The 18836-nt window shown below is 73.1% G+C and carries 19 protein-coding genes; 8 read left to right on the forward strand and 11 right to left on the reverse strand.

The window, feature by feature from the left end; translation table 11 throughout:
* The 7 genes from M2163_RS16905 to M2163_RS16935 form a co-directional block, all read right to left on the reverse strand.
* Window positions 1–2235 (reverse strand): serine/threonine-protein kinase, encoded by a 2235-nt coding sequence (locus M2163_RS16905; protein ID WP_280894348.1) that lies wholly within the window; start codon window positions 2233–2235, stop codon window positions 1–3.
* 94 nt (window positions 2236–2329) lie between these two features.
* Window positions 2330–3475 (reverse strand): DUF6596 domain-containing protein, encoded by a 1146-nt coding sequence (locus M2163_RS16910; protein ID WP_280897268.1) that lies wholly within the window; start codon window positions 3473–3475, stop codon window positions 2330–2332.
* On the reverse strand, window positions 3468–3893 hold the full coding sequence (locus tag M2163_RS16915; protein ID WP_280851950.1) for a YciI family protein: 426 nt from the start codon (window positions 3891–3893) through the stop codon (window positions 3468–3470). The genes M2163_RS16910 and M2163_RS16915 overlap by 8 nt, the downstream gene beginning before the upstream one ends.
* Before the next feature lie 123 nt (window positions 3894–4016).
* The gene (locus tag M2163_RS16920) at window positions 4017–4694 is read right to left on the reverse strand and encodes a response regulator transcription factor (protein ID WP_280851949.1); all 678 of its coding nucleotides are present in this window, start codon (window positions 4692–4694) and stop codon (window positions 4017–4019) included.
* On the reverse strand, window positions 4691–5923 hold the full coding sequence (locus tag M2163_RS16925; RefSeq protein WP_280894349.1) for a sensor histidine kinase: 1233 nt from the start codon (window positions 5921–5923) through the stop codon (window positions 4691–4693). Before M2163_RS16925 ends, M2163_RS16920 begins: the two co-directional genes overlap by 4 nt.
* Before the next feature lie 399 nt (window positions 5924–6322).
* Window positions 6323–6601 carry a hypothetical protein gene (locus tag M2163_RS16930; protein WP_280851947.1) on the reverse strand — a complete coding sequence of 93 codons (279 nt, stop codon included), beginning with the start codon at window positions 6599–6601 and terminating at the stop codon, window positions 6323–6325.
* A gap of 22 nt (window positions 6602–6623) precedes the next feature.
* A complete protein-coding gene (locus M2163_RS16935; RefSeq protein ID WP_280851946.1) occupies window positions 6624–7400 on the reverse strand; it encodes a PspA/IM30 family protein in 777 nt (258 codons plus the stop codon).
* A 218-nt stretch (window positions 7401–7618) separates the two neighbouring features.
* Here M2163_RS16935 and M2163_RS16940 point away from each other — a divergent pair, with 218 nt between their 5' ends.
* The 3 genes from M2163_RS16940 to M2163_RS16950 all read left to right on the forward strand — a co-directional run bounded on the left by M2163_RS16940 (window position 7619) and on the right by M2163_RS16950 (window position 10230).
* On the forward strand, window positions 7619–8296 hold the full coding sequence (locus M2163_RS16940; protein ID WP_280851945.1) for a DUF3043 domain-containing protein: 678 nt from the start codon (window positions 7619–7621) through the stop codon (window positions 8294–8296).
* An 83-nt stretch (window positions 8297–8379) separates the two neighbouring features.
* Window positions 8380–9081 (forward strand): methyltransferase domain-containing protein, encoded by a 702-nt coding sequence (locus M2163_RS16945; protein WP_280851944.1) that lies wholly within the window; start codon window positions 8380–8382, stop codon window positions 9079–9081.
* Between the two features lie 57 nt (window positions 9082–9138).
* Entirely contained in the window at window positions 9139–10230 is a 1092-nt protein-coding gene (locus M2163_RS16950) for a trypsin-like peptidase domain-containing protein (RefSeq protein WP_280851943.1), read from the forward strand.
* A 42-nt stretch (window positions 10231–10272) separates the two neighbouring features.
* Here the strand turns inward: M2163_RS16950 and M2163_RS16955 are convergent, their stop codons facing one another.
* Window positions 10273–10488: a hypothetical protein gene (locus M2163_RS16955; protein WP_037719591.1), complete on the reverse strand. Its 216-nt coding sequence runs from the start codon at window positions 10486–10488 to the stop codon at window positions 10273–10275.
* 152 nt (window positions 10489–10640) lie between these two features.
* Between M2163_RS16955 and M2163_RS16960 the strand changes: the two genes are divergently transcribed.
* Complete coding sequence (locus tag M2163_RS16960; protein WP_280894350.1) at window positions 10641–11849, forward strand: bifunctional adenosylcobinamide kinase/adenosylcobinamide-phosphate guanylyltransferase; 1209 nt, start codon at window positions 10641–10643, stop codon at window positions 11847–11849.
* On the opposite strand, the gene M2163_RS16965 is transcribed toward M2163_RS16960, so the two are convergent.
* A complete protein-coding gene (locus M2163_RS16965; protein WP_348541381.1) occupies window positions 11838–12434 on the reverse strand; it encodes a MarR family transcriptional regulator in 597 nt (198 codons plus the stop codon). The genes M2163_RS16960 and M2163_RS16965 overlap by 12 nt on opposite strands.
* A gap of 126 nt (window positions 12435–12560) precedes the next feature.
* Here M2163_RS16965 and cobT point away from each other — a divergent pair, with 126 nt between their 5' ends.
* From cobT to M2163_RS16980, 3 genes are all read left to right on the forward strand, one after another.
* Complete coding sequence (gene cobT, locus M2163_RS16970) at window positions 12561–13643, forward strand: nicotinate-nucleotide--dimethylbenzimidazole phosphoribosyltransferase (protein WP_280894351.1); 1083 nt, start codon at window positions 12561–12563, stop codon at window positions 13641–13643.
* 85 nt (window positions 13644–13728) lie between these two features.
* Entirely contained in the window at window positions 13729–15489 is a 1761-nt protein-coding gene (locus M2163_RS16975; RefSeq protein WP_280894352.1) for a phosphatidylglycerol lysyltransferase domain-containing protein, read from the forward strand.
* 10 nt (window positions 15490–15499) lie between these two features.
* Entirely contained in the window at window positions 15500–16198 is a 699-nt protein-coding gene (locus tag M2163_RS16980) for a hypothetical protein (RefSeq protein ID WP_280894353.1), read from the forward strand.
* Between the two features lie 99 nt (window positions 16199–16297).
* Here the strand turns inward: M2163_RS16980 and M2163_RS16985 are convergent, their stop codons facing one another.
* On the reverse strand, window positions 16298–17053 hold the full coding sequence (locus M2163_RS16985) for a hypothetical protein (protein WP_280851938.1): 756 nt from the start codon (window positions 17051–17053) through the stop codon (window positions 16298–16300).
* A 73-nt stretch (window positions 17054–17126) separates the two neighbouring features.
* On the opposite strand from M2163_RS16985, the gene M2163_RS16990 reads away from it, so the two are divergent.
* Window positions 17127–17909 carry an adenosylcobinamide-GDP ribazoletransferase gene (locus M2163_RS16990; protein ID WP_280897270.1) on the forward strand — a complete coding sequence of 261 codons (783 nt, stop codon included), beginning with the start codon at window positions 17127–17129 and terminating at the stop codon, window positions 17907–17909.
* On the opposite strand, the gene M2163_RS16995 is transcribed toward M2163_RS16990, so the two are convergent.
* Entirely contained in the window at window positions 17906–18685 is a 780-nt protein-coding gene (locus tag M2163_RS16995; protein ID WP_280894354.1) for an endo alpha-1,4 polygalactosaminidase, read from the reverse strand. The two genes, M2163_RS16990 and M2163_RS16995, sit on opposite strands and share 4 nt — an antisense overlap.
* Between the last annotated feature and the right edge of the window lie 151 nt (window positions 18686–18836).

The raw sequence follows: 18836 nt of genomic DNA on the forward strand, positions 1-18836 counted from the left end.
TCACCCCGACGCGGAGGTCCGCTCGGGGTGGGCGGGGTCGAGGGTGAAGACGTCGCCGGACGGTGTGGTGACGACCAGGGCGCCCTTGTCGAGCAGCACCTGGGGCGGCAGCTCGCTTCGCGAGTTCACCCACTTGGCGCGTGGCAGGGTCTCCCACAGCAGCGTGCCCTTGTCGGCGTCCAGGGCCGCGACCCGGCCGCCGGCACTGGACAGATGGACCACGCGGGCGCCGGGGGCGGGGGTGACACCGCCGGGCTGCTCCAGAGCGGTCGGGGTCTGCCACAGCTGCTTGCCGGTGCGCACCGACACGGCGGTCACCCGGCCGGAGGTGCCGGTGAACCACAGGGTGCCGTCCGCCGTCGTTGCGGTGCCCTCGAAGTCCTTCGCCAGCTCCGTCGTCGTGGCGGCACCGGTGTCCGGGTCGACCAGCCGGATCCGGGCGAAGGGACCCTTCGTACTGGTGCTCAGGTGCCCCGGCACCTCCTCGGCGGCCTCGAGGTAGAGCAGGCGGCCGTCGTACGTGCCGACGAGGGTCGAGTGGGGGGGCACCTTCAGGCGCCGCACCGAGCCGTCGGAGCGGTCGAAGCCCAGCAGCAGGATCTCCTTGGCGGCCGTCATGCCGGGGACGCACTCCAGGTAGAGGCCCACGTTCGTGTGCGCGGGGTCGCACTGCATCCCCGCCGGAAGCGGCGCCGTCCAGCGCTGCGCGCCGGTACGTACCGCACGCGCGGTCAGCGATCCGCGGCCGATGTCCGGGACGAGCACCAGGTCGCCGGAGACGAACACATGGGTCGACTCGAGGTCCACCGTGCGGTGCCAGAGCTGTTTCCCCGTCCCGGTGTCGAGGGCGACGACCGAGGTCACGAGGTCGCCGCCCTCGGGCTGGTACTGCTGCTTGACCAGCATGACGTCGTCCGCGACACCGAGGAGCCAGAAGAAGTGCGACCTCTTCATCGGAAGGGACGGCGTCCCCTCGGTACGCCAGTCGACCCGTCCGGTGGCACCGTCGATGCGTACGGGCATCACCGCGTCGCCCGCGCAGTACACGGCACCCTCGTACGTCTGGCACTCCGGGCCGTCGTCCCCGTCCAGGAGGGTGATGCCCTTCTTCGGGCCGTGCTCGGCACTGGCGTACACCGTGGTCCGCCAGGGCTGCCAGCCGGTGGGCAGCTCCGTCCCGCGCGCGGCGGCGCCCTCCGCCTGGACCGTGCCGCCCCCGCCGTCGCTGTCGGCCCGCCCGGGGCCGCTCAGCAGATATGCCGTCAGCCCGACGGCCAGCACGCCGATCGCCGCGGTCACCGCCCACAGCGGGCGCAGCCGGTGCCGGCGGCCGGGCGAGGTGGCCGGCTCCGGGCCGGGGGCCCCGGTGTCCGAGGGGTCCGCCGGCTCGCCGCGCGAGGTCACCGTCGGGGGGCCCTCGGCCGCCTCCTCGGGCAGCACCCGGGCGAACTCCCGGGCCACCTCGTCCAGTCCGGGCCGGTCCGCGGCCTCCTTGGCCAGACAGCGCTTCAGGACCGCCCGCAGCTCCTCGCCCACGCCGTCCAGGACGGGTTCGTCGTGGACCACCTGGTACGCCGTGAGGTAGGGGCTGTCCGCGTCGAACGGCCCCCGGCCCGTGAGGGTGTACACCAGCAGCGCCCCCAGGGCGAAGATGTCGGAGGGCGGGCCGACCGTGCGGGCGTCGGTGAGCTGTTCCGGGGACATGAAGGGCGGGGTGCCGATCATCTGGCCGGTCTCGGTGAGGGAATTGTTCTCCGCCGCCCGGGAGATGCCGAAGTCGATGACGCGGGGGCCGTCGCCGGCCATCAGGACGTTGGCGGGCTTGAGGTCGCGGTGCACGACACCGGCCCGGTGGATGTCCCGCAGGGCCTCCACCAACCCCAGTGCCAGGCGCCGCAGTTCGGTCTCCCGCAGCGGGCCGAGCTCGGAGATCCGGTCGGCGAGCGAGCGGCCGGGGACGTACTGGGTGGCCATCCACGGCCGTGCCGCGTCCGGGTCGGCGTCCACGACCGGGGCGGTGAAGGCACCGCTCACCTTGCGGACGGCCTCGATCTCCTGGCGGAAGCGGGTGCGGAAGACGGGGTCCTCGGCGTACTGGGCGTGCACGACCTTGACCGCGACCTCGCGCCCGGAGCGTGATCGGCCCCGGTAGACGATGCCCATTCCCCCGGCCCCGAGCCGGTCGACCAGCTTGTACCCGCCGACCGATTTCGGGTCGTCCTTGTGCAGCGGCACGTCCGCATCCCCTTCCCCCGTGCGGCAGTCCGAGGGCCCAGCATAGGCAACGGGGGTGTCCGGCCCCGGCCCGGGAAGATCCCGGGCCGTGACGTCAGTGCCGTGAACGGGAGTTGAGCCGGGCCGCCTGGCGGGTCAGGTAGTCGCGTTCGGCGAGGTTGGGGGCCTTGCGGGCGGCCTCGGCGTACAGGCGGGCGGCGGTCGCCGGATCACCGGCGCGTTCGTGGAGGTAGGCCGCGGCGGCGGCGTGCCGGGGCAGCGTGTCCTCGACCGCGGCCAGGGCGGCGAGCCCCGCGCTGGGGCCGTCGGCCTCGCCCACGGCGACCGCCCGGTTGAGGCGGACGACGGGGCTGTCGGTGAGGCCGGCGAGTTCGTCGTACCACTCGACGATCTGGACCCAGTCGGTCTCCTCGGCGGTGGGGGCGTCGGCGTGCAGGGCGGCGATGGCGGCCTGGGCCTGGAACTCGCCCAGCCGGTCACGGGCGAGGGCGCTCTGGAGGATCCGCACGCCCTCGGCGATGGCCGCGGTGTCCCAGCGGGTGCGGTCCTGTTCGGCGAGCGGCACGAGGCTGCCGTCGGGGGCGGTGCGGGAGGCGCGGCGGGCGTGGTGGAGCAGCATGAGCGCGAGCAGCCCCGCGACCTCGGGGTGGTCGACGGCAGCGGCGAGCTGCCGGGTGAGCCGGATCGCCTCGGCTGCCAGGTCGACGTCGCCCGAGTAGCCCTCGTTGAAGACCAGGTAGAGCACGCGCAGCACGGTGGCGACATCACCGGGCTGGTCGAAGCGGACGCCGGAGACGGTGCGCTTGGCCCGGCTGATGCGCTGGGCCATCGTCGCCTCGGGCACCAGGTACGCCTGGGCGATCTGGCGGGTGGTGAGCCCGCCGACGGCGCGCAGGGTGAGGGCGACCGCGGAGGACGGGGTGAGCGAGGGATGGGCGCACAGGAAGTACAGCTGGAGCGTGTCGTCCACGGCGGACGAGGGGCCGGGCCCCGGTTCCTCCTCGACACGGTCCTCCCGCCGACGGCGGGCGGTGTCCGAGCGGGCCGCGTCGAGGAACTTGCGCCAGGCCACGGTGACCAGCCAGCCCTTGGCGTCCCGCGGCGGGTCGGCCGGCCAGACCCGGACGGCCTCGACGAGCGCGTCCTGGACGGCGTCCTCGGCCGCCGCGAAGTCTGCTCCGCGGCGGACGAGGACGGTCAGCACACCCGGCGTGAGGCGTCTGAGCAGCGCCTCATCCACCGGCATGGCAGTCGTCCGTGGCGGTGGGCGACGCGGCGTAGAACGGGCGCAGCTCCAGCCACTCGTGGATCGGCTTCCCGCCGGCGCCGGGGGCGGCCGACAGTTCCCCGGCCAGTTCGAGGGCCCGCTCGTAGCTGTCGACGTCGATCACCATCCAGCCGGCGATGAGGTCCTTGGTCTCGGCGAACGGCCCGTCGGTGACCGGGGGGCGCCCCTCGCCGTCGTACCGCACCCACGTCCCCTCGGGAGCGAGCGCCTGTCCGTCGACGTACTCCCCGGTCTTCTCCAGGCGCTCCGCGAAGTCCCGCATGTACTGCACGTGCGCGGAGACCTCCTCCGGCGTCCACTGCTCCATGGGCACGTCGTTGGCCGGAGCGGGGGCGCCTCGGTAGTGCTTGAGCAGCAGGTACTTGGCCATGATGTCTCTCCTGGTGCCGGTGCGACCATTCTGGCCGCTCTCACCCCGGGGACGGAGCGGGGCGCGGGTTCTCGACATCGCCGCGCGGATTTCCTTTCCGGCGATTCCCCCGGCCTCTCGGGCTCACTCCGCCCTCGGCCTGACCAGCCCCGATTCGTACGCGATCACCACGAGCTGGGCCCGGTCGCGGGCGCCGAGCTTGGCCATGGCCCGGTTGACGTGGGTCTTGACGGTGAGCGGGCTGACCTCCAGGCGTTCGGCGATCTCGTCGTTGGAGTGGCCCCCGGCGACCTGGACGAGGACCTCGCGCTCGCGGACGGTGAGCGCGGCGAGGCGTTCGGAGTGCACCGGGGCGTCGTCGTCCGCGTCGCCCTGGGCGAGGAAGCGGGCGATCAACCCCTTCGTGGCGGCCGGGGACAGCAGGGCCTCACCGCCGGCCGCGACCCGGATGGCGCTGAGGAGTTCCTCGGGCTCGCTGCCCTTGCCGAGGAAGCCGGAGGCACCGGCGCGCAGGGACTGCACGACGTAGTCGTCGACCTCGAAGGTGGTCAGGATGACCACGCGGACATGGGCGAGGGAGGGGTCCTCGCTGATCAGGCGGGTGGCCGCGAGGCCGTCCGTGCCGGGCATGCGGATGTCCATCAGGACGACGTCGGCACGCTCCTGCCTGGTCAGCCGTACGGCCTCGGCTCCGTCGGAGGCCTCGCCGACCACCTCCATGTCCGGCTCCGAGTCGACGAGCACCCGGAAGGCGCTGCGCAGCAGTGCCTGGTCGTCGGCGAGCAGGACACGGATCGTCATACGGGCTCCCCCGGTTGGTCCCTCGCGGCGGTGCGGGTCTTGACCGGCAGGATCGCATGGACGCGGAAACCGCCTCCGTAGCGGGGACCGGTGGTGAGGGTGCCGCGCAGGGCGGTGACGCGTTCACGCATGCCGAGCAGGCCGTGGCCGCCGCCGTTGTCCGGGTCGTCGTCGTGGCCGGCACCGTCGTCGAGGACCGTGATCTCCACGTCGGGGCCGACCCGGACGACGCTCACCTCGGCCTTCGCCTGGGCCCCGGCGTGCTTCTGCACATTGGTGAGGGCTTCCTGGATGACCCGGTAGGCGGCCAGGTCCACGGCGGCGGGAAGGGTGGTGCCGTGGTCGGCGCGGGCGACCTCGACGGGCAGGCCCGCGCTGCGGAAGGTGCCGACGAGTTCGTCGAGGCGTGCGAGGCCGGGGGCGGGTTCGGTGGGGGCCTCGGGGTCGCCGGACTGCCGCAGCAGGCCGACGGTGGCGCGGAGTTCTCCCAGGGCGGAGCGGCTGGCCTCACGGACGTGCGCCAGGGCTTCCTTGGCCTGGTCGGGGCGCTTGTCCATGACGTGCGCGGCGACTCCGGCCTGGACGTTGACCAGGGCGATGTGGTGGGCGACGACGTCGTGCAGGTCGCGGGCGATGCGCAGGCGTTCCTCGGCGACCCTGCGGCGGGCCTCCTCCTCGCGGGTGCGCTCGGCCTTCTCGGCGCGCTCCCTGATGGCCTGGACGAAGGCGCGGCGGCTGCGGACGGCGTCGCCGGCGGTGGCGCCGATGCCGGTCCAGGCGAAGATGCCGAGGTTCTCCTGGGCGTACCAGGGCAGGGGGCCGGCGAGCATCGCGGCGCCGGTGAGCACGGTCATGGTGAGCAGGCCGACGCGCCAGGTGGTGGGGCGGTCGGTGGTGGAGGCGACCGTGTAGAGGGCGATCACGGCGGCCATGGCGACGGGCGCGCGGGGGTCGCCGGTGACGGACTCGATGACGGCGGCGGTGCCGGTGAGGGCGAGGACGGTGAGGGGGGCGCGGCGGCGGAAGACCAGGGCGAGGGCGGCGAGGGCCATGAGGACGAGGCTGAGCGGCTCCGGGGTCCGGATGCTCCAGCTGACGGCGTCCTTGTCATGGGGCTGGACGAAGGAGCCGGCCACCATGCAGGCGAGGACGCCCGCCGCGAGGACGGCGTCCAGTGCCAGGGGGTGCGCCTTGAGATGGTGCCGGGCGCGGTCGAGGGGGCGGCTCACGCTTGAACAGTACGGGGGCCCTGCCGGGGACGGAACGGGGGCCACCTGGATGTTTCCGGCCGCCGGTCCGTTGTGTCGCAGTGGGGGAGGAAGGCACCGGCGTGGCGCCCGGCGCCCGTGTCGCCCGGCGCGCCTCCCTGGGGGCTGCACCCCGGACCCCGGTCGTGACCGTGACAGCGGCCGTCAGGACGGCTCTCGCCGGACGGTCGCCGGCCCGGACGCGGAGCACGACGATCGCGGCGAACCCCAGGGCGGCCGGCGCCTTCACCAGGGCGGCGAGCGTCACCAGGACGGCCCCCAGGACCGGCCACCGGCCGAGGGCGGCGACCAGCCCCTGGGCCTCGTCCTCACGCGCCGGACGGGCCGGATTGCCCTGACCGGCGTCGAAAGGTGCTGCCGTCAGCCCGGGATCAGTCCGTCGTCGCTGAGGAGGTCCCGGACCTCCTCCAGGGTCGCGTCCGAGGACGGCAGGATCAGTTCGGAGGGTTCCAGGGAGTCGTCCGGGAGCGGTACGCCCAGTTCCCGGACGCGGGCGAGGAGGGCCTGGAGGGTGCGGCGGAAGCCCGGGCCGTCGCCCTTCTCCATCTCGGCCAGCAGTTCGTCGTCCAGCTTGTTCAGGTCGGCGAGGTGGCTGTCGGCCAGCCTCACCTGCCCCTCCCCCATGATCCGTACGATCATGTCGCCCTCCTCGGCGTGGGCCCTACTGCTTGTCGAAGCGTGGAGTGTCCTGCGGCTGCTGGGACTGCGACTGGCCGGTGCCGCCCTCGATGGCCTGCTGGGGCGAGCCGCCCGCCAGCTCCGCCTTCATGCGCTGCAGTTCCAGCTCTACATCCGTACCACCGGAGAGCCGGTCCAGCTCGGCCTGGATGTCGTCCTTGTGCATGCCGGACTGGTCGTCGAGAGCACCGGAGGCAAGCAGTTCGTCGATCGCGCCGGCCCGGGCCTGGAGCTGGGCGGTCTTGTCCTCGGCCCGCTGAATCGCCAGGCCCACGTCGCCCATCTCCTCCGAGATGCCGGAGAAGGCCTCGCCGATCCGGGTCTGTGCCTGGGCCGCGGTGTAGGTCGCCTTGATGGTCTCCTTCTTGGTCCGGAAGGCGTCCACCTTGGCCTGGAGGCGCTGGGCCGCAAGGGTGAGCTTCTCCTCCTCGCCCTGCAACGTCGAGTGCTGGGTCTCCAGGTCGGTCACCTGCTGCTGGAGCGCGGCACGGCGGGACAGCGCCTCACGGGCGAGGTCCTCACGGCCGAGCGCGAGCGCCTTGCGGCCCTGGTCCTCCAGCTTCGAGGACTGCGACTGCAGCTGGTTCAGCTGGAGTTCCAGGCGCTTGCGGGAGGTGGCCACGTCGGCCACGCCCCGGCGCACCTTCTGGAGCAGCTCCAGCTGCTTCTGGTACGAGTAATCGAGGGTTTCGCGCGGGTCCTCGGCCCGGTCAAGGGCCTTGTTCGCCTTCGCGCGGAAGATCATCCCCATACGCTTCATGACACCGCTCATGGGCTTCGCGCGCCCCCTTCTGACGGACTTCCAGCTCCAGCTCTGCGACAGAACCCACAGTACGGGCCCTGCATCCATTGACGCACTGTTCCGGGACGGATGCGCTCATCCCCAAGGACGACTGACGATTCCCTTGCTCCGGCGTAAGGAGTAGGTGACCTTCAGGGTGAGCGACCCGTCACCGGACGTCCCCTCTGTCCCCCTTGATGACGACTGGTGTTGCCGGATCGTTCCCCAGGGGGCTGGGGTCCAACCCCGGACACCCCTTACCCTTGGGTTTTGTGTTCCGTAGCCGTGCCACCAAGGAAGAGAAGGCCGCCGTCGCCGACAAGGCGCAGCTGACCGACTCCAAGCAGCCCCGCGACCCGCAGGCCCCCAAGGGCCGGCCCACGCCCAAGCGCAGTGAGGCCCAGTCCCAGCGCCGCAGCGTCGCCAACACGTCGCTCACCCGCAAGGACGCCGCCAGGCGTCAGCGCGAGGAGCGCCGCTCGGCGCTGGAGAGGCAGCGCCAGGCACTGGCCGGCGGGGACGAGCGGTACCTGCCCGCGCGGGACAAGGGCCCGGTGCGCAAGTTCGCCCGCGACTTCATCGACGCGCGGTTCAACGTGGCGGAGTTCTTCCTGCCGATGGCCGTGGTCATCCTCGTGCTGAGCGTGGTGCAGGTGGGCGCGCTCCAGAGCATCGCGCTGCTGCTGTGGCTCGTCGTGATCGTGCTCATCGTGCTCGACTCGATCCTCACCGGTTTCCGTCTGAAGAAGCGGCTCGCCGAGCGCTTCCCGGACCAGAACCGCAAGGGCGCGGTCGCCTACGCCCTCATGCGCTCCCTCCAGATGCGTCGCCTCCGGCTGCCGAAGCCGCAGGTCAAGCGCGGAGAGCGGCCCTGAGTACGACGTCTTTCTCCGGGGGTGCGGCCGATGCCTGGCTGGGAAGGCTGGGCGGGCTGCGGAATGTCGTACGACAGGAGCTGGTGGCCCGGCAGCTCGACGAGCAGATAGTCGGGCGGTATCCGGTCGGGCAGCGGCTGCGGGTGCTCGACGTGGGGATGGGCCAGGGCACGCAGGCGCTGCGGCTGGCCCGGGCCGGCCATCAGGTGACCGGGCTCGAACAGGACTCCACCATGCTCGCGGCGGCCCGGGAGTCCCTGTCCGCCGAGCCCGAGGGCATCCGGGAGCGGATGCGGATCATCGAGGGCGACGGCCGGGACACCGGGGTGCACTTCCTGCCGGGCAGCTTCGACGTGGTGCTGTGCCACGGCGTGCTCATGTACGTCGAGGAGCCGGACCCGCTGCTGGCCGGGCTGGCGCGGATGCTGGCACCGGGCGGACTGCTGTCGCTGCTCGTGCGCAACGGTGACGCGCTGGCGATGCGGCCGGGGCTGGCCGGGGACTGGGCGGCCGCGCTGGACGCCTTCGACACCACCGCGTACCGCAACCGGCTGGGTCTCGATGTGCGGGCCGACCGGCTGAGCACGCTGACCGCGACGCTCGCCGGCATCGGGGCGCCGCTCCAGGCCTGGTACGGGGTGCGGGTGTTCACGGACACGGCGGCCGACGACACCGGGGCGCCGGCCGATGTGGAGGCCCTGCTGGCCTGCGAGGAGCGGGCCGGGCGGACCGATCCGTACCGCGGGGTCGCCGCGCTGCTGCACCTGTGCGGGGTGCGGGGCTGAGCCCGTTCGGGCGAACAGCGCAGGCCCGCAGGTTCGCCCCGCCGTGAGACTCGGGGCATGACTGCTTCGTGTACCCGTGCTCTGTGGCTGCCGTCGGCGGCGCTCGTGTGTTCCCTGGCGCTCCTGTCCGGGTGCTCCGGCTCCGGTTCCTCGGGGTCCGGTTCCTCCGGGCGCGGGAAGGCGTCGACCGCACAGGCCGCGCAGGCGGTCGCGCCCGCCGCCGACGGCGGCGACCTGCAGAGCGACTACCAGAAGGTGATCAAGGACGTTCTGCCGTCCGTCGTGCAGATCCAGGCCGGCGGCGATCTGGGGTCCGGGGTGGTGTACGACGGCAAGGGGCACATCGTCACCAACGCGCACGTCGTCGGGGACGCGAAGACCCTCGAGGTGACGACGGCCAACAGCGAGAGCCCGCTGACCGCGAGGCTCGTGTACTCCTACCCCGAGCAGGATCTCGCCGTCGTCAAGCTGGACAAAGTGCCGGACGGGCTGCGGGCGGCGGCCTTCGGGGACTCCGCCAAGGTGCGGGTCGGGCAGATCGTGCTGGCCATGGGATCGCCGCTCGGGCTGTCGTCCAGCGTGACGCAGGGAATCGTCTCGGCGACCGGACGGACCGTCAGCGAGGGAGGCGGCGACGGCGAGGCCGGAGTGACCATCCCGAACATGGTGCAGACCTCCGCGGCCATCAACCCGGGCAACAGCGGTGGCGCCCTCGTCGACCTGGACAGCCGCGTCATCGGCATCCCGACGCTCGCCGCGATCGACCCCAGCCTCGGGAACAGCGCGGCGCCCGGGATCGGGTTCGCGATCCCCGCGTCGATGGTGCGGACGGTCGCCGACCAGATCATCAAGGACGGCAAGGTCACCGACTCGGGCCGGGCCGCGCTCGGCATCACGGGCCGGACGGTCGTCGACGACAGCATGCAGCCCGCCGGGGTGGCGGTCGTCGAGGTCAGGAGCGGCGGCGCCGCGGACAAGGCCGGCATCGAACCCGGTGACGTCATCACACAGTTGGGTGACACCTCGATCACCACGATCACGTCGCTCTCCGAGGCGCTGGCCGCCGACAAGCCGGGTCAGAAGACCTCCGTGACCATCACCCGGGACGGCAGCGCGAAGACGGTGGACGTGACGCTGGGCGAGCAGTAGGGGGACGGGCGAGGGCTCCGTCGCGGCCCTCGCCCCGCCCGGTCAGGCTTCCTCTGCCGCCTTCAGGCTCATCGGACCGTAGATCTCGGTGGCGTCCTCGAACAGGCGCACCTGTTCCGCGCCGCCGGCGAGCAGGGGCTTCCAGTACTCACCGAGCCAGGACTCGGCGTCGCCCTGGGTGGTGAACTCCTCCGGCTCTACGGCTGGCTCGGTCTCCGCGCCGTCGGCCTTCTCGAATCGCCAGGTCCATGTCGCCATGTGAGCCTCCCGTGTGTGATCCGTTACGAAGAGCACCCTAAGCGGTAGTTCGCGGACCGCGGGCCGGCGGGGGTTGCCCGCGCGGTACCCCGCGCCCCGTGAATGCGCCTCTGCGCGCGCTGGATCGACAACGACCGGCGAGAATCGGTCTCGTGGAACTGACATTGCTCGGCACCGGCGCCCCCGCCGGTCTCCCCCGGCCCTTCTGCCCCTGTGCCGCCTGCGCCACCGCGCTCGGCGCCGACGCGCGGGCCGCGACCGCCGTGCTCGTCGACGAGACCCTGCTCCTCGACCTGACCCCCGGGGCCGCCTTCGCCGCCGCCCGGGCCGGGCACTCGCTCGGCGGCGTACGGCAGGTGCTGCTGTCGCACCCCCATGACGGGCCCCCCGTCGAGGTGCCCGCCGGGCTCCCGCAGCCGGGGCGGGTGCCGGACGGGCGGGAGTTGACGTTGCTGACGGGGCATCGGGTGCGGGCCGTGGCGATGGACGCGCCGGGAACCGGGTACGCCGTCACCGGGCCCGAGGGGCAGCGGGTGCTGTATCTGCCGCCCGGGGGCGCGCCCGCCGGGCTGGAGAGGGGGGCCGGGGCCGTGGAGCCGTACGACATGGTGCTGGCCGATGTCGTGCGGCGGCCGGACGCGATCGCCCGGCTGCGGGCCGTGGGGGCGGTGCAGCCCACGACCGACGTCGTCGCCGTGCACCTGGACCACGACGTGCCGCCCGGCGCCGAGGTGCGGCGCAGGCTGGCCGCCGCCGGGGCACGGGCGGTGCCCGACGGGACGACGCTGGCCGTCGGGGCCTATGAGGACGTGCCGGACGTGCCGCGGCGGACGCTGGTGCTGGGCGGGGCGCGGTCCGGGAAGTCGGTGGAGGCCGAGCGGCGCCTGGAGGCGTTCCCCGACGTGCTGTACGTGGCCACCGGAGGGTCGCGCAACGGGGACACCGAGTGGGCCTCCCGGGTGGCTGCCCACCGGGAGCGGCGGCCGGGGTCGTGGCGTACGGCGGAGACCTGTGACCTGGTGCCGCTGCTGAAGGACGACGGGGCACCGCTGCTGATCGACTGTCTGTCGCTGTGGCTGACGGACGCGATGGACGCCGTGGGGGCGTGGGACGACGCGGAGTGGGCCGACGGCGGGGAGCGCGAACTGCGGTCGCGGGTGCGGGAGTTGGCGGAGGCGGTGCGGGAGACCCGGCGGACCGTGGTGGCGGTGTCGAACGAGGTGGGGTCGGGCATCGTGCCGGCCACCGCGTCCGGGCGCCGGTACCGGGACGAGCTGGGGCGGCTGAACGCGGCGTTCGCGGGCGAGTGCGAGCAGGTGGTGCTGGTGGTGGCGGGCCAGGCGATGGTCCTACGGGGCTGACGGCCGCTTGCGGGCGATCACCCGGTAGGCCTTCGCGAGGCGGGTGCCGGCGAGGAGGAGGGCCAGGGCGTGGTCCAGCGCTCTCGCGGCACGGGCCGGCGGGCCGGGCAGGGTGGCGGGCAGACGAGCCGTCAGACGGGCCGGGACGTGCGCGGATCTGCGGGCCGTCGTGACGATGACGCAGCCCCGGGCCTTCAGTTCGGCGCGGGGATCGGCGGGGGACTCCACCAGGAGGTGGCCGCCGGGGCGCAGGACGGCGAGGGCCGCGGCGAGTTCGGCGGGGTCCGCGTGCGGGTTCAGCAGGCTCACCACGTCGTAGCGGGCGCGCAGGCGGGTGGCGATCGGCGGGTCCGTCAGACGGCCCAGGTAGCCCTCCTCCAGGCGCTCGACCGCCTGGGCGTGCAGGACGCGGGGGGTGGTGTCCAGGCCGTCGAAGGCCGTGTAGGGGAAGAACGCTCTGGCCACCTCCGGGAAGTCGGCGTCGCCCGTGTCCACGTCCAGCCAGCTCTCGGGTTCGGGGAACGGCAGCATCGCGCGGGCGGTGGAGCGAAGGCGCCGTACGGAAGGGGTGGTTGGTGCGGGCATGGGACCTCCCGGTGACGCACGGCAATTCGTTCCAAAACGGAACGTATGGGATCCCTCTCCCGGGTGCAATGACGTCCTGGCCCCGTGGCGCCCCCGTGTTCGATCAGGGCCGGTACTGTTCGGCGAATGAGCTCGCTTAATCTCGACGACTTCTCCGATCTGATCGAGCGCCCCGACGGCGGGGTGCGCCGCGACGCCGAGGCGCGCCGGGAGCGTCAGATCGTGCCGCCCGGGGCCTTGGGCCGCCTCGACGACCTGGGCGAGTGGCTGGCCGCGGCGCAGTCGGCCGTACCGGTACGGCCGGTCGAACGGCCGCGGGTGGTGCTGTTCGCCGGTGACCACGGGATCGCCGAACTGGGCGTCTCGGGGCGGGCCGCGGGCAGCGCCTCGGAGCTGGTGCGGGAGGTCCTGGAGGGCGGTCGTCCGGTGTCGGTCCTCGCGCGGCGCCTCGGGGTGCCGGTGCGGATCGTCGACATGGCGCTGGACTGCGATCCGGCCGAGCTGCCCGAGGACGTCGTACGGCACCGGGTGCGGCGCGGCAGCGGTCGCATCGACGTCGAGGACGCGCTGACCCCCGCGGAGGCGGAGGCCGCCTTCCGGGCCGGGATGGCGGTGGCCGACGAGGAGGCCGACTCCGGTACGGATCTCGTGGTGCTCGGCGATGTGAGCGTGGGCGGGACCACGGCGGCCGGGGTGCTGGTCGCCGCACTGTGCGGCACCGACGCATCCGTCGTGACCGGGCGCGGCGGGACCGGGATCGACGACCTGGCGTGGATGCGCAAGTGCGCGGCGATCCGGGACGCGCTGCGGCGGGCCCGGCCGGTGCTCGGGGACCAGTTGCAGCTGCTGGCGGCGGTGGGCGGGGCCGACCTCGCGGCCATCACCGGGTTCCTCCTGCAGAGCGCGGTGCGCAAGCTGCCCGTCGTGCTGGACGGCGTGGTCGTGGCCGCCTGCGCGCTGGTGGGCCAGCGGATCGCGTTCCGGGCGCCGGACTGGTGGCTGGCCGGGCAGAACAGCGGTGAGCCGGGGCAGACGAAGGCGCTGGACCGGATGGCCCTGGAACCGCTGCTCGACCACGGGGTGACGGTCGGGGAGGGTGCGGGCGGACTCCTCGCGCTGCCGCTGGTGCAGGCCGCGGCCGCGCTGGCCGCCGAGCTGCCGGAGCGGCCCGCCGTCTCCTCCGACGAGCCGGCGGAGAAGGCGGAGTAGGGGGTTCGGCCGGTCGGGCACCGCCGGGATGCGCCGTCGTGGCTGAGCGCCGCCGCGGCCCGGAAGAGGGGCATGATCCCTTTTCATGGGAGATGTCCTGAACTCCGGTACCGGTCGACCGTCCACCACCACCTCGCGGCGGGCCGCCGGTTTCGCCGTCTGGTATCTGCGGGTCGTCGCGTTCGTCAACTTCCTCAGCGCGGTGTGGGTGTCGCTGGGGCAGGACGTGCGGCGGCACAACCAGCAGGACTACTTCACGCCGTACCTGCTCACGGCGGGCTTCGCCTCCGGGGTGTTCACGGCCTTCCTCGCCATCACCATGCGGCGGCGCAAGCGGGCGGCGTGGATCCTGAACCTGGTGCTGTCGGGGGCGTTCCTCGCGCTGTTCGTCCTCGCGATGGCGTTCCCGGAGATCCGGCGGTACGCGCAGAACTGGATCTCCCTGTTCCTCACCGCCGCCTTCGTGGCGGCCCTGCTGGCCGGGCGGCGGGAGTTCTACGCCAAGGGCGACCGGTCCAACCCGCGGCTCGCGGCCGCCGTGGCCGTGGGCGGACTGCTGGTGTGCTCCCTGCTGGCCGCGCTCCTGGTGACCGTCACCAACACGGCCTCGCGGTCCTCGTCCTTCGGGCAGCGCTGGTGGTACGGCACGCTGCGGCTGGTGTCGGTCGCCGCCGACGACTCCCGCTTCGACGGGATCCTGACCCCGAACTGGGTCAACGTCGCCATCAACGTGCTCAGCACGGTCCTCGTCCTCGCCGTCCTCTACGCCGCCTTCCGCTCCCGGCGCGCGGTCGACCCGCTCACCGAGGACGACGAGCGGCGCCTGCGGGAGCTTCTGGACAAGCACGGCGAGCGGGACTCGCTCGGGTACTTCGCGCTGCGCAGGGAGAAGAGCGTGGTGTGGTCGCCGACCGGCAAGGCGGCCGTGACCTACCGGGTCGTCAGCGGGGTCTCGCTGGCCTCCGGTGACCCGATCGGCGACCCGGAGGCCTGGCCCGGGGCGATCGAACCGTGGCTGGCGGAGGCGCGGGCGCACGGGTGGCTGCCGGCGGTGATGGGCGCGGGCGAGGACGCGGGGACGGTGTACGCGCGGCACGGCCTGAACGCGCTGGAACTGGGTGACGAGGCGATCGTCGAGGTCGCCGAGTTCACGCTGGAGGGGCGGGCGATGCGGACCGTCCGGCAGGCGTACAACCGGGTTCGGCGGGCCGGGTACACGGTACGGATCCGGCGTCACGAGGACATCCCCGCCGAGGAGATGGAAGCGCTCGTGCGGCGGGCCGACGACTGGCGGGACGGGGCCACCGAGCGCGGGTTCAGCATGGCCCTTGGACGGCTCGGGGATCCGGAGGACGGCCGGTGCGTGGCGCTGGAGTGCTCCGATGCCGAGGGGGAGCTGAAGGCGGTGCTCTCCTTCGTGCCGTGGGGGCCGCACGGGCTCTCCCTCGACCTCATGCGCCGGGACCGCGACGCGGACAACGGCCTCATGGAGTTCATGGTCATCGAGCTGCTGAACCGGGCCCGGGAGATCGAGATCACCCAGGTCTCGCTCAACTTCGCGATGTTCCGCTCGGTCTTCGAACGTGGTGCACGTCTTGGCGCCGGGCCGGTGCTGCGGCTGTGGCGGTCGCTGCTCAGCTTCTTCTCCCGCTGGTGGCAGATCGAGTCCCTGTACCGGGCCAACGCCAAGTACCGGCCCATCTGGGAGCCGCGGTTCCTGCTCTTCGAGAAGAGCGCGGACCTGCCGCGCATCGGCATCGCCTCGGCGCGCGCGGAGGGGTTCCTGGAGGTGCCGGGGCTGCCGGGCTGGCTGCGGCGCCGGGAGCACCTCAGTACGCACAGATGAGGACCAGGGGATGAAGAGGGTCGCCCGATGGGCCCGCGCGGAGTGGGGGCCGCTGTACGACACCGTGCGCGGCCCGTTGCTCCGGAAGGGGTGGCGGGCGGCCCCCCTGGCCCTGCTGGCCGTGTGCCTGACGGCGGTCCTGCACTTCGTGCACAACCGGTCGTGGGGGTACGGCTTCGTCCAGGACGTCGGTGCCGTGCGCGCCGCGGACCCGCTCTGGCTTGCCCTGCTCCGCACTCCCCTGTCCCTGTTCGTGCCCGCCCTGGACCTGCCGGTGTGGGGCGCGCTGGCACAGATCCTGCTCGTGTTCGGGATCGCGGAGATCTGTCTGGGCCGCCTGCGGACGCTCACGCTGGCGTACGCGGCCACGCTCGCCGGGACGCTGTACGCGCGCGTGGGCATCTGGCTGGGCCCCGACAGTCCGCTCGGCCTGCCCGCCTCGGACGCGCACGTCGTCGACACCGGCCCGTCGGCGGCGGTGGTGGGCCTCGCCGTCTTCCTGTGCCTGCGCCACGGCGCCCGGGTCACCGCGGCCGCCGTGATCGCGGCGATGGTGATCGAGGTCCTGGTGAAGGAGAACCTCGCCGGCAAGGAACACGTGGCGGCGATCGCGACGATGCTCGCCCTGTACGCCTTCTCGGCGGCCCGCCGCCTGCACTCCGGCCAGCGGGCCGGGACCGGCACCGGAAGCCCCCCGCCGCGCCCCTGACACCGCCTCACCCGACCACCGCGGTTGCCCCCTCCCCTGACGGGCCCCATGGGTCGGAGAGACTGTCACGCCCACGATCGGCCGGTGTCTGCGCCCCCCTCAGCGGCCGAGTGGTCGTACCGGGTCCGGTTTGCCGGCGATCAGGTCCTGGAACCTGCGGCGGGGACCCGACCAGCGTTTGTCGTGGCGGTAGGCGCGCAGCAGGGCCCGGGCCCTGGCGCGGGGGCGGCGGGTGTAGAAGCGGCGGGCCCAGGGGGAGCCGGGGCGGGCCAGACGGATCAGGCCGATGAGTCCGACGAGCGGGACGATCACGCTGAAGATCGCCATGCGGGCCTTGCCCTTGAGCAGGACGAGCATCGCGAAGAGGAAGTTGACCACCACACTGGAGATGACACCGCCGCGGTCCTGCGCCTCGTCCTGGGTCACGTCGTCGACACCGAACGGCGAGAACCCCGCGAGCACCAGACCGACCAGCGCCACGGTGAGGACGACGACCTCGACGCTCTTGCGGCCCTCCTCGCTCCAGTACACGTCGTCGAGGTGCAGGATCAGCGCGAACTCGTCCAGCACCAGACCCGCGCCCGTCCCGAAGACCACCGCGCACAGCCCCGCCCCGAAACCGTGCCGCCCACTGGCCACCGCGCCGAAGCCGCCGATGACGGTGAGGACCACCCCCGGCACCACGTGGTGGATGTGCACGCCGCCGGAACTGACGTTGCCGAAGGGGCCCTTGCCCGCCCGGATGAGCCGGGTGACCACCCGGGTGATCAGGAAGGTCAGCACGAACGCGGTCAGGGCGAGGAGCAGCGGCAGCTTCCCGGGTTCGACGATGTTGCGGTGCAGCCAGTGGCCCATGGGCCCAGTGTCCGGGCGCGGGGGACGGGCCGCCCGGCGGCTGCGGCGTCCGGGCTACCCTGCCGACGTGTCCATGACCCCGCCCCCGCTCGACGGCCTCCGCTTCGCCTTCGGCACGCTCAGCGTGCTCCCCGTGAGGGTGACCCGCTGGGACCGGGAGGCGGCACGCGGCGGAATGCTGTGCGCTCCGCTGGTCGGGGTGGCCCTGGGGTGCGCGTCGGCGGCGGTGGGCCTCCTGCTCCTGGCCCTGGGCGGCTCCGCCCTGCTCGCCGCGGTCGCCGGCGTGGCCGTGCCGGCGGTCCTGACCCGGGGCCTGCACCTCGACGGCCTCGCGGACACCGCCGACGGCCTGGGCAGCGGCAAGCCCGCCGAGGACGCCCTGCGGATCATGAAACAGTCGGACATCGGCCCGTTCGGCGTGATCGCCCTCGTCCTCGTGCTCCTCGCCCAGGTGGCCGCCCTGTCGCAGACGTACGGCGACTCGTGGGCCCGGGGTGCGGCGGCGGCCGTGATCTCGGCGACCGCCGCACGCCTGGCCCTGACACTCGCGGCCCGTACCGGAGTCCCGCCGGCCCGGCCGGAGGGGCTCGGGGCCGCGGTGGCGGGGGTCGTCCCGGTCCGCGGCGCGGTACTGGCGGCCGCGATCGTGACGCTGGGGGCGGCCGGGACGGGGGCGCTCCTCGGGTCGTACGACGTCGTCCGCGCGGTGCTCGCCGTCGCCGCGGCCGTGGGGGTGGCCGAGCTTCTCCTGCGCCACTGCACGCGCCGCTTCGGCGGGGTGACCGGGGACGTGTTCGGAGGGCTGGCGGAGACGGCGGCGACCACCGCGCTGGTGGTGCTGTCGATGAACTTCTAGCAGGCCTCGCGCCACACCCCGAGTTCGTACTTCTTCAGCATCGAGCTCAGCTTCAGCCGTCGGGACTCGGCGCAGAAGCGGCTGGTGGGGAGTTCGTACTCGACGTGGAAGACCGCCTTGCCGGCCTTGATGAACGGCCGCATGTCCCCGCACTCGCCGTACTGCGCGCACTGCTCGTTGACCGCGAAGTCGAAGTCACCCACCAGTTGCGGGATCTGGTCGAGGTCGTTCTTCAGGCCGACCGACATGCCCCGCTCGTGGGCCAGCTTCGCGATCAGCCGGTTGTAGCGCAGCTGGTCGGCCGCCGTGAGCTCGAAGCCCGTGCGGTTCTTGTAGCCGTCCATGTTGTCCGGCTCCACCGCGTCGAAGCCCTTGTCGCGGCACATGTCGAAACGTTCCGCCATCAGGGGTTCGAGGACGTCCGTGGCGCGGATGTCGAGCCAGCGTTCGCCCTCCCAGCCGTTGCCGCGTCCGATCACCGACTCGGGGAACGCGTCGGCGTCGGGCCGCCAGTCCTCCCAGGCGCCGGTGGAGAGGTAGCAGATGACCTTGCGGCCCTTGTCGTGCAGGGTGGACACCACCGCCGCGGACTGGTCGAAGCCGTCGATGTCGTAGACCGGCGCGTCGACGGAGGTGTCGACCCGGCCGGTCAGCTGCCACTGCCAGGCGGTGCCGGGGCGGGGCTGCCAGCGGGAGTCACCGGTCTCGGAGTCGGTGGTGGCCGAGCACCCCGCTGTCAGCAGGAGCAGGGCGACGAGAAGGAAAGGGCGCTTCAAGGGACGGGCTCCAGGGCATGCGGAATGATCGGCGGCCGACCCGAGCGTAGGCTCTTCCCGGGTGGTCGCCGACAGGGGTGAAGGCCCCGATCGGGATCCGCATTCGGACACGAAATAGGGTCGGCCGTCGGGCCCGGTCGACCCACCCTCT

Source organism: Streptomyces sp. SAI-135 (genome assembly GCF_029893805.1).
GTDB lineage: Bacteria > Actinomycetota > Actinomycetes > Streptomycetales > Streptomycetaceae > Streptomyces.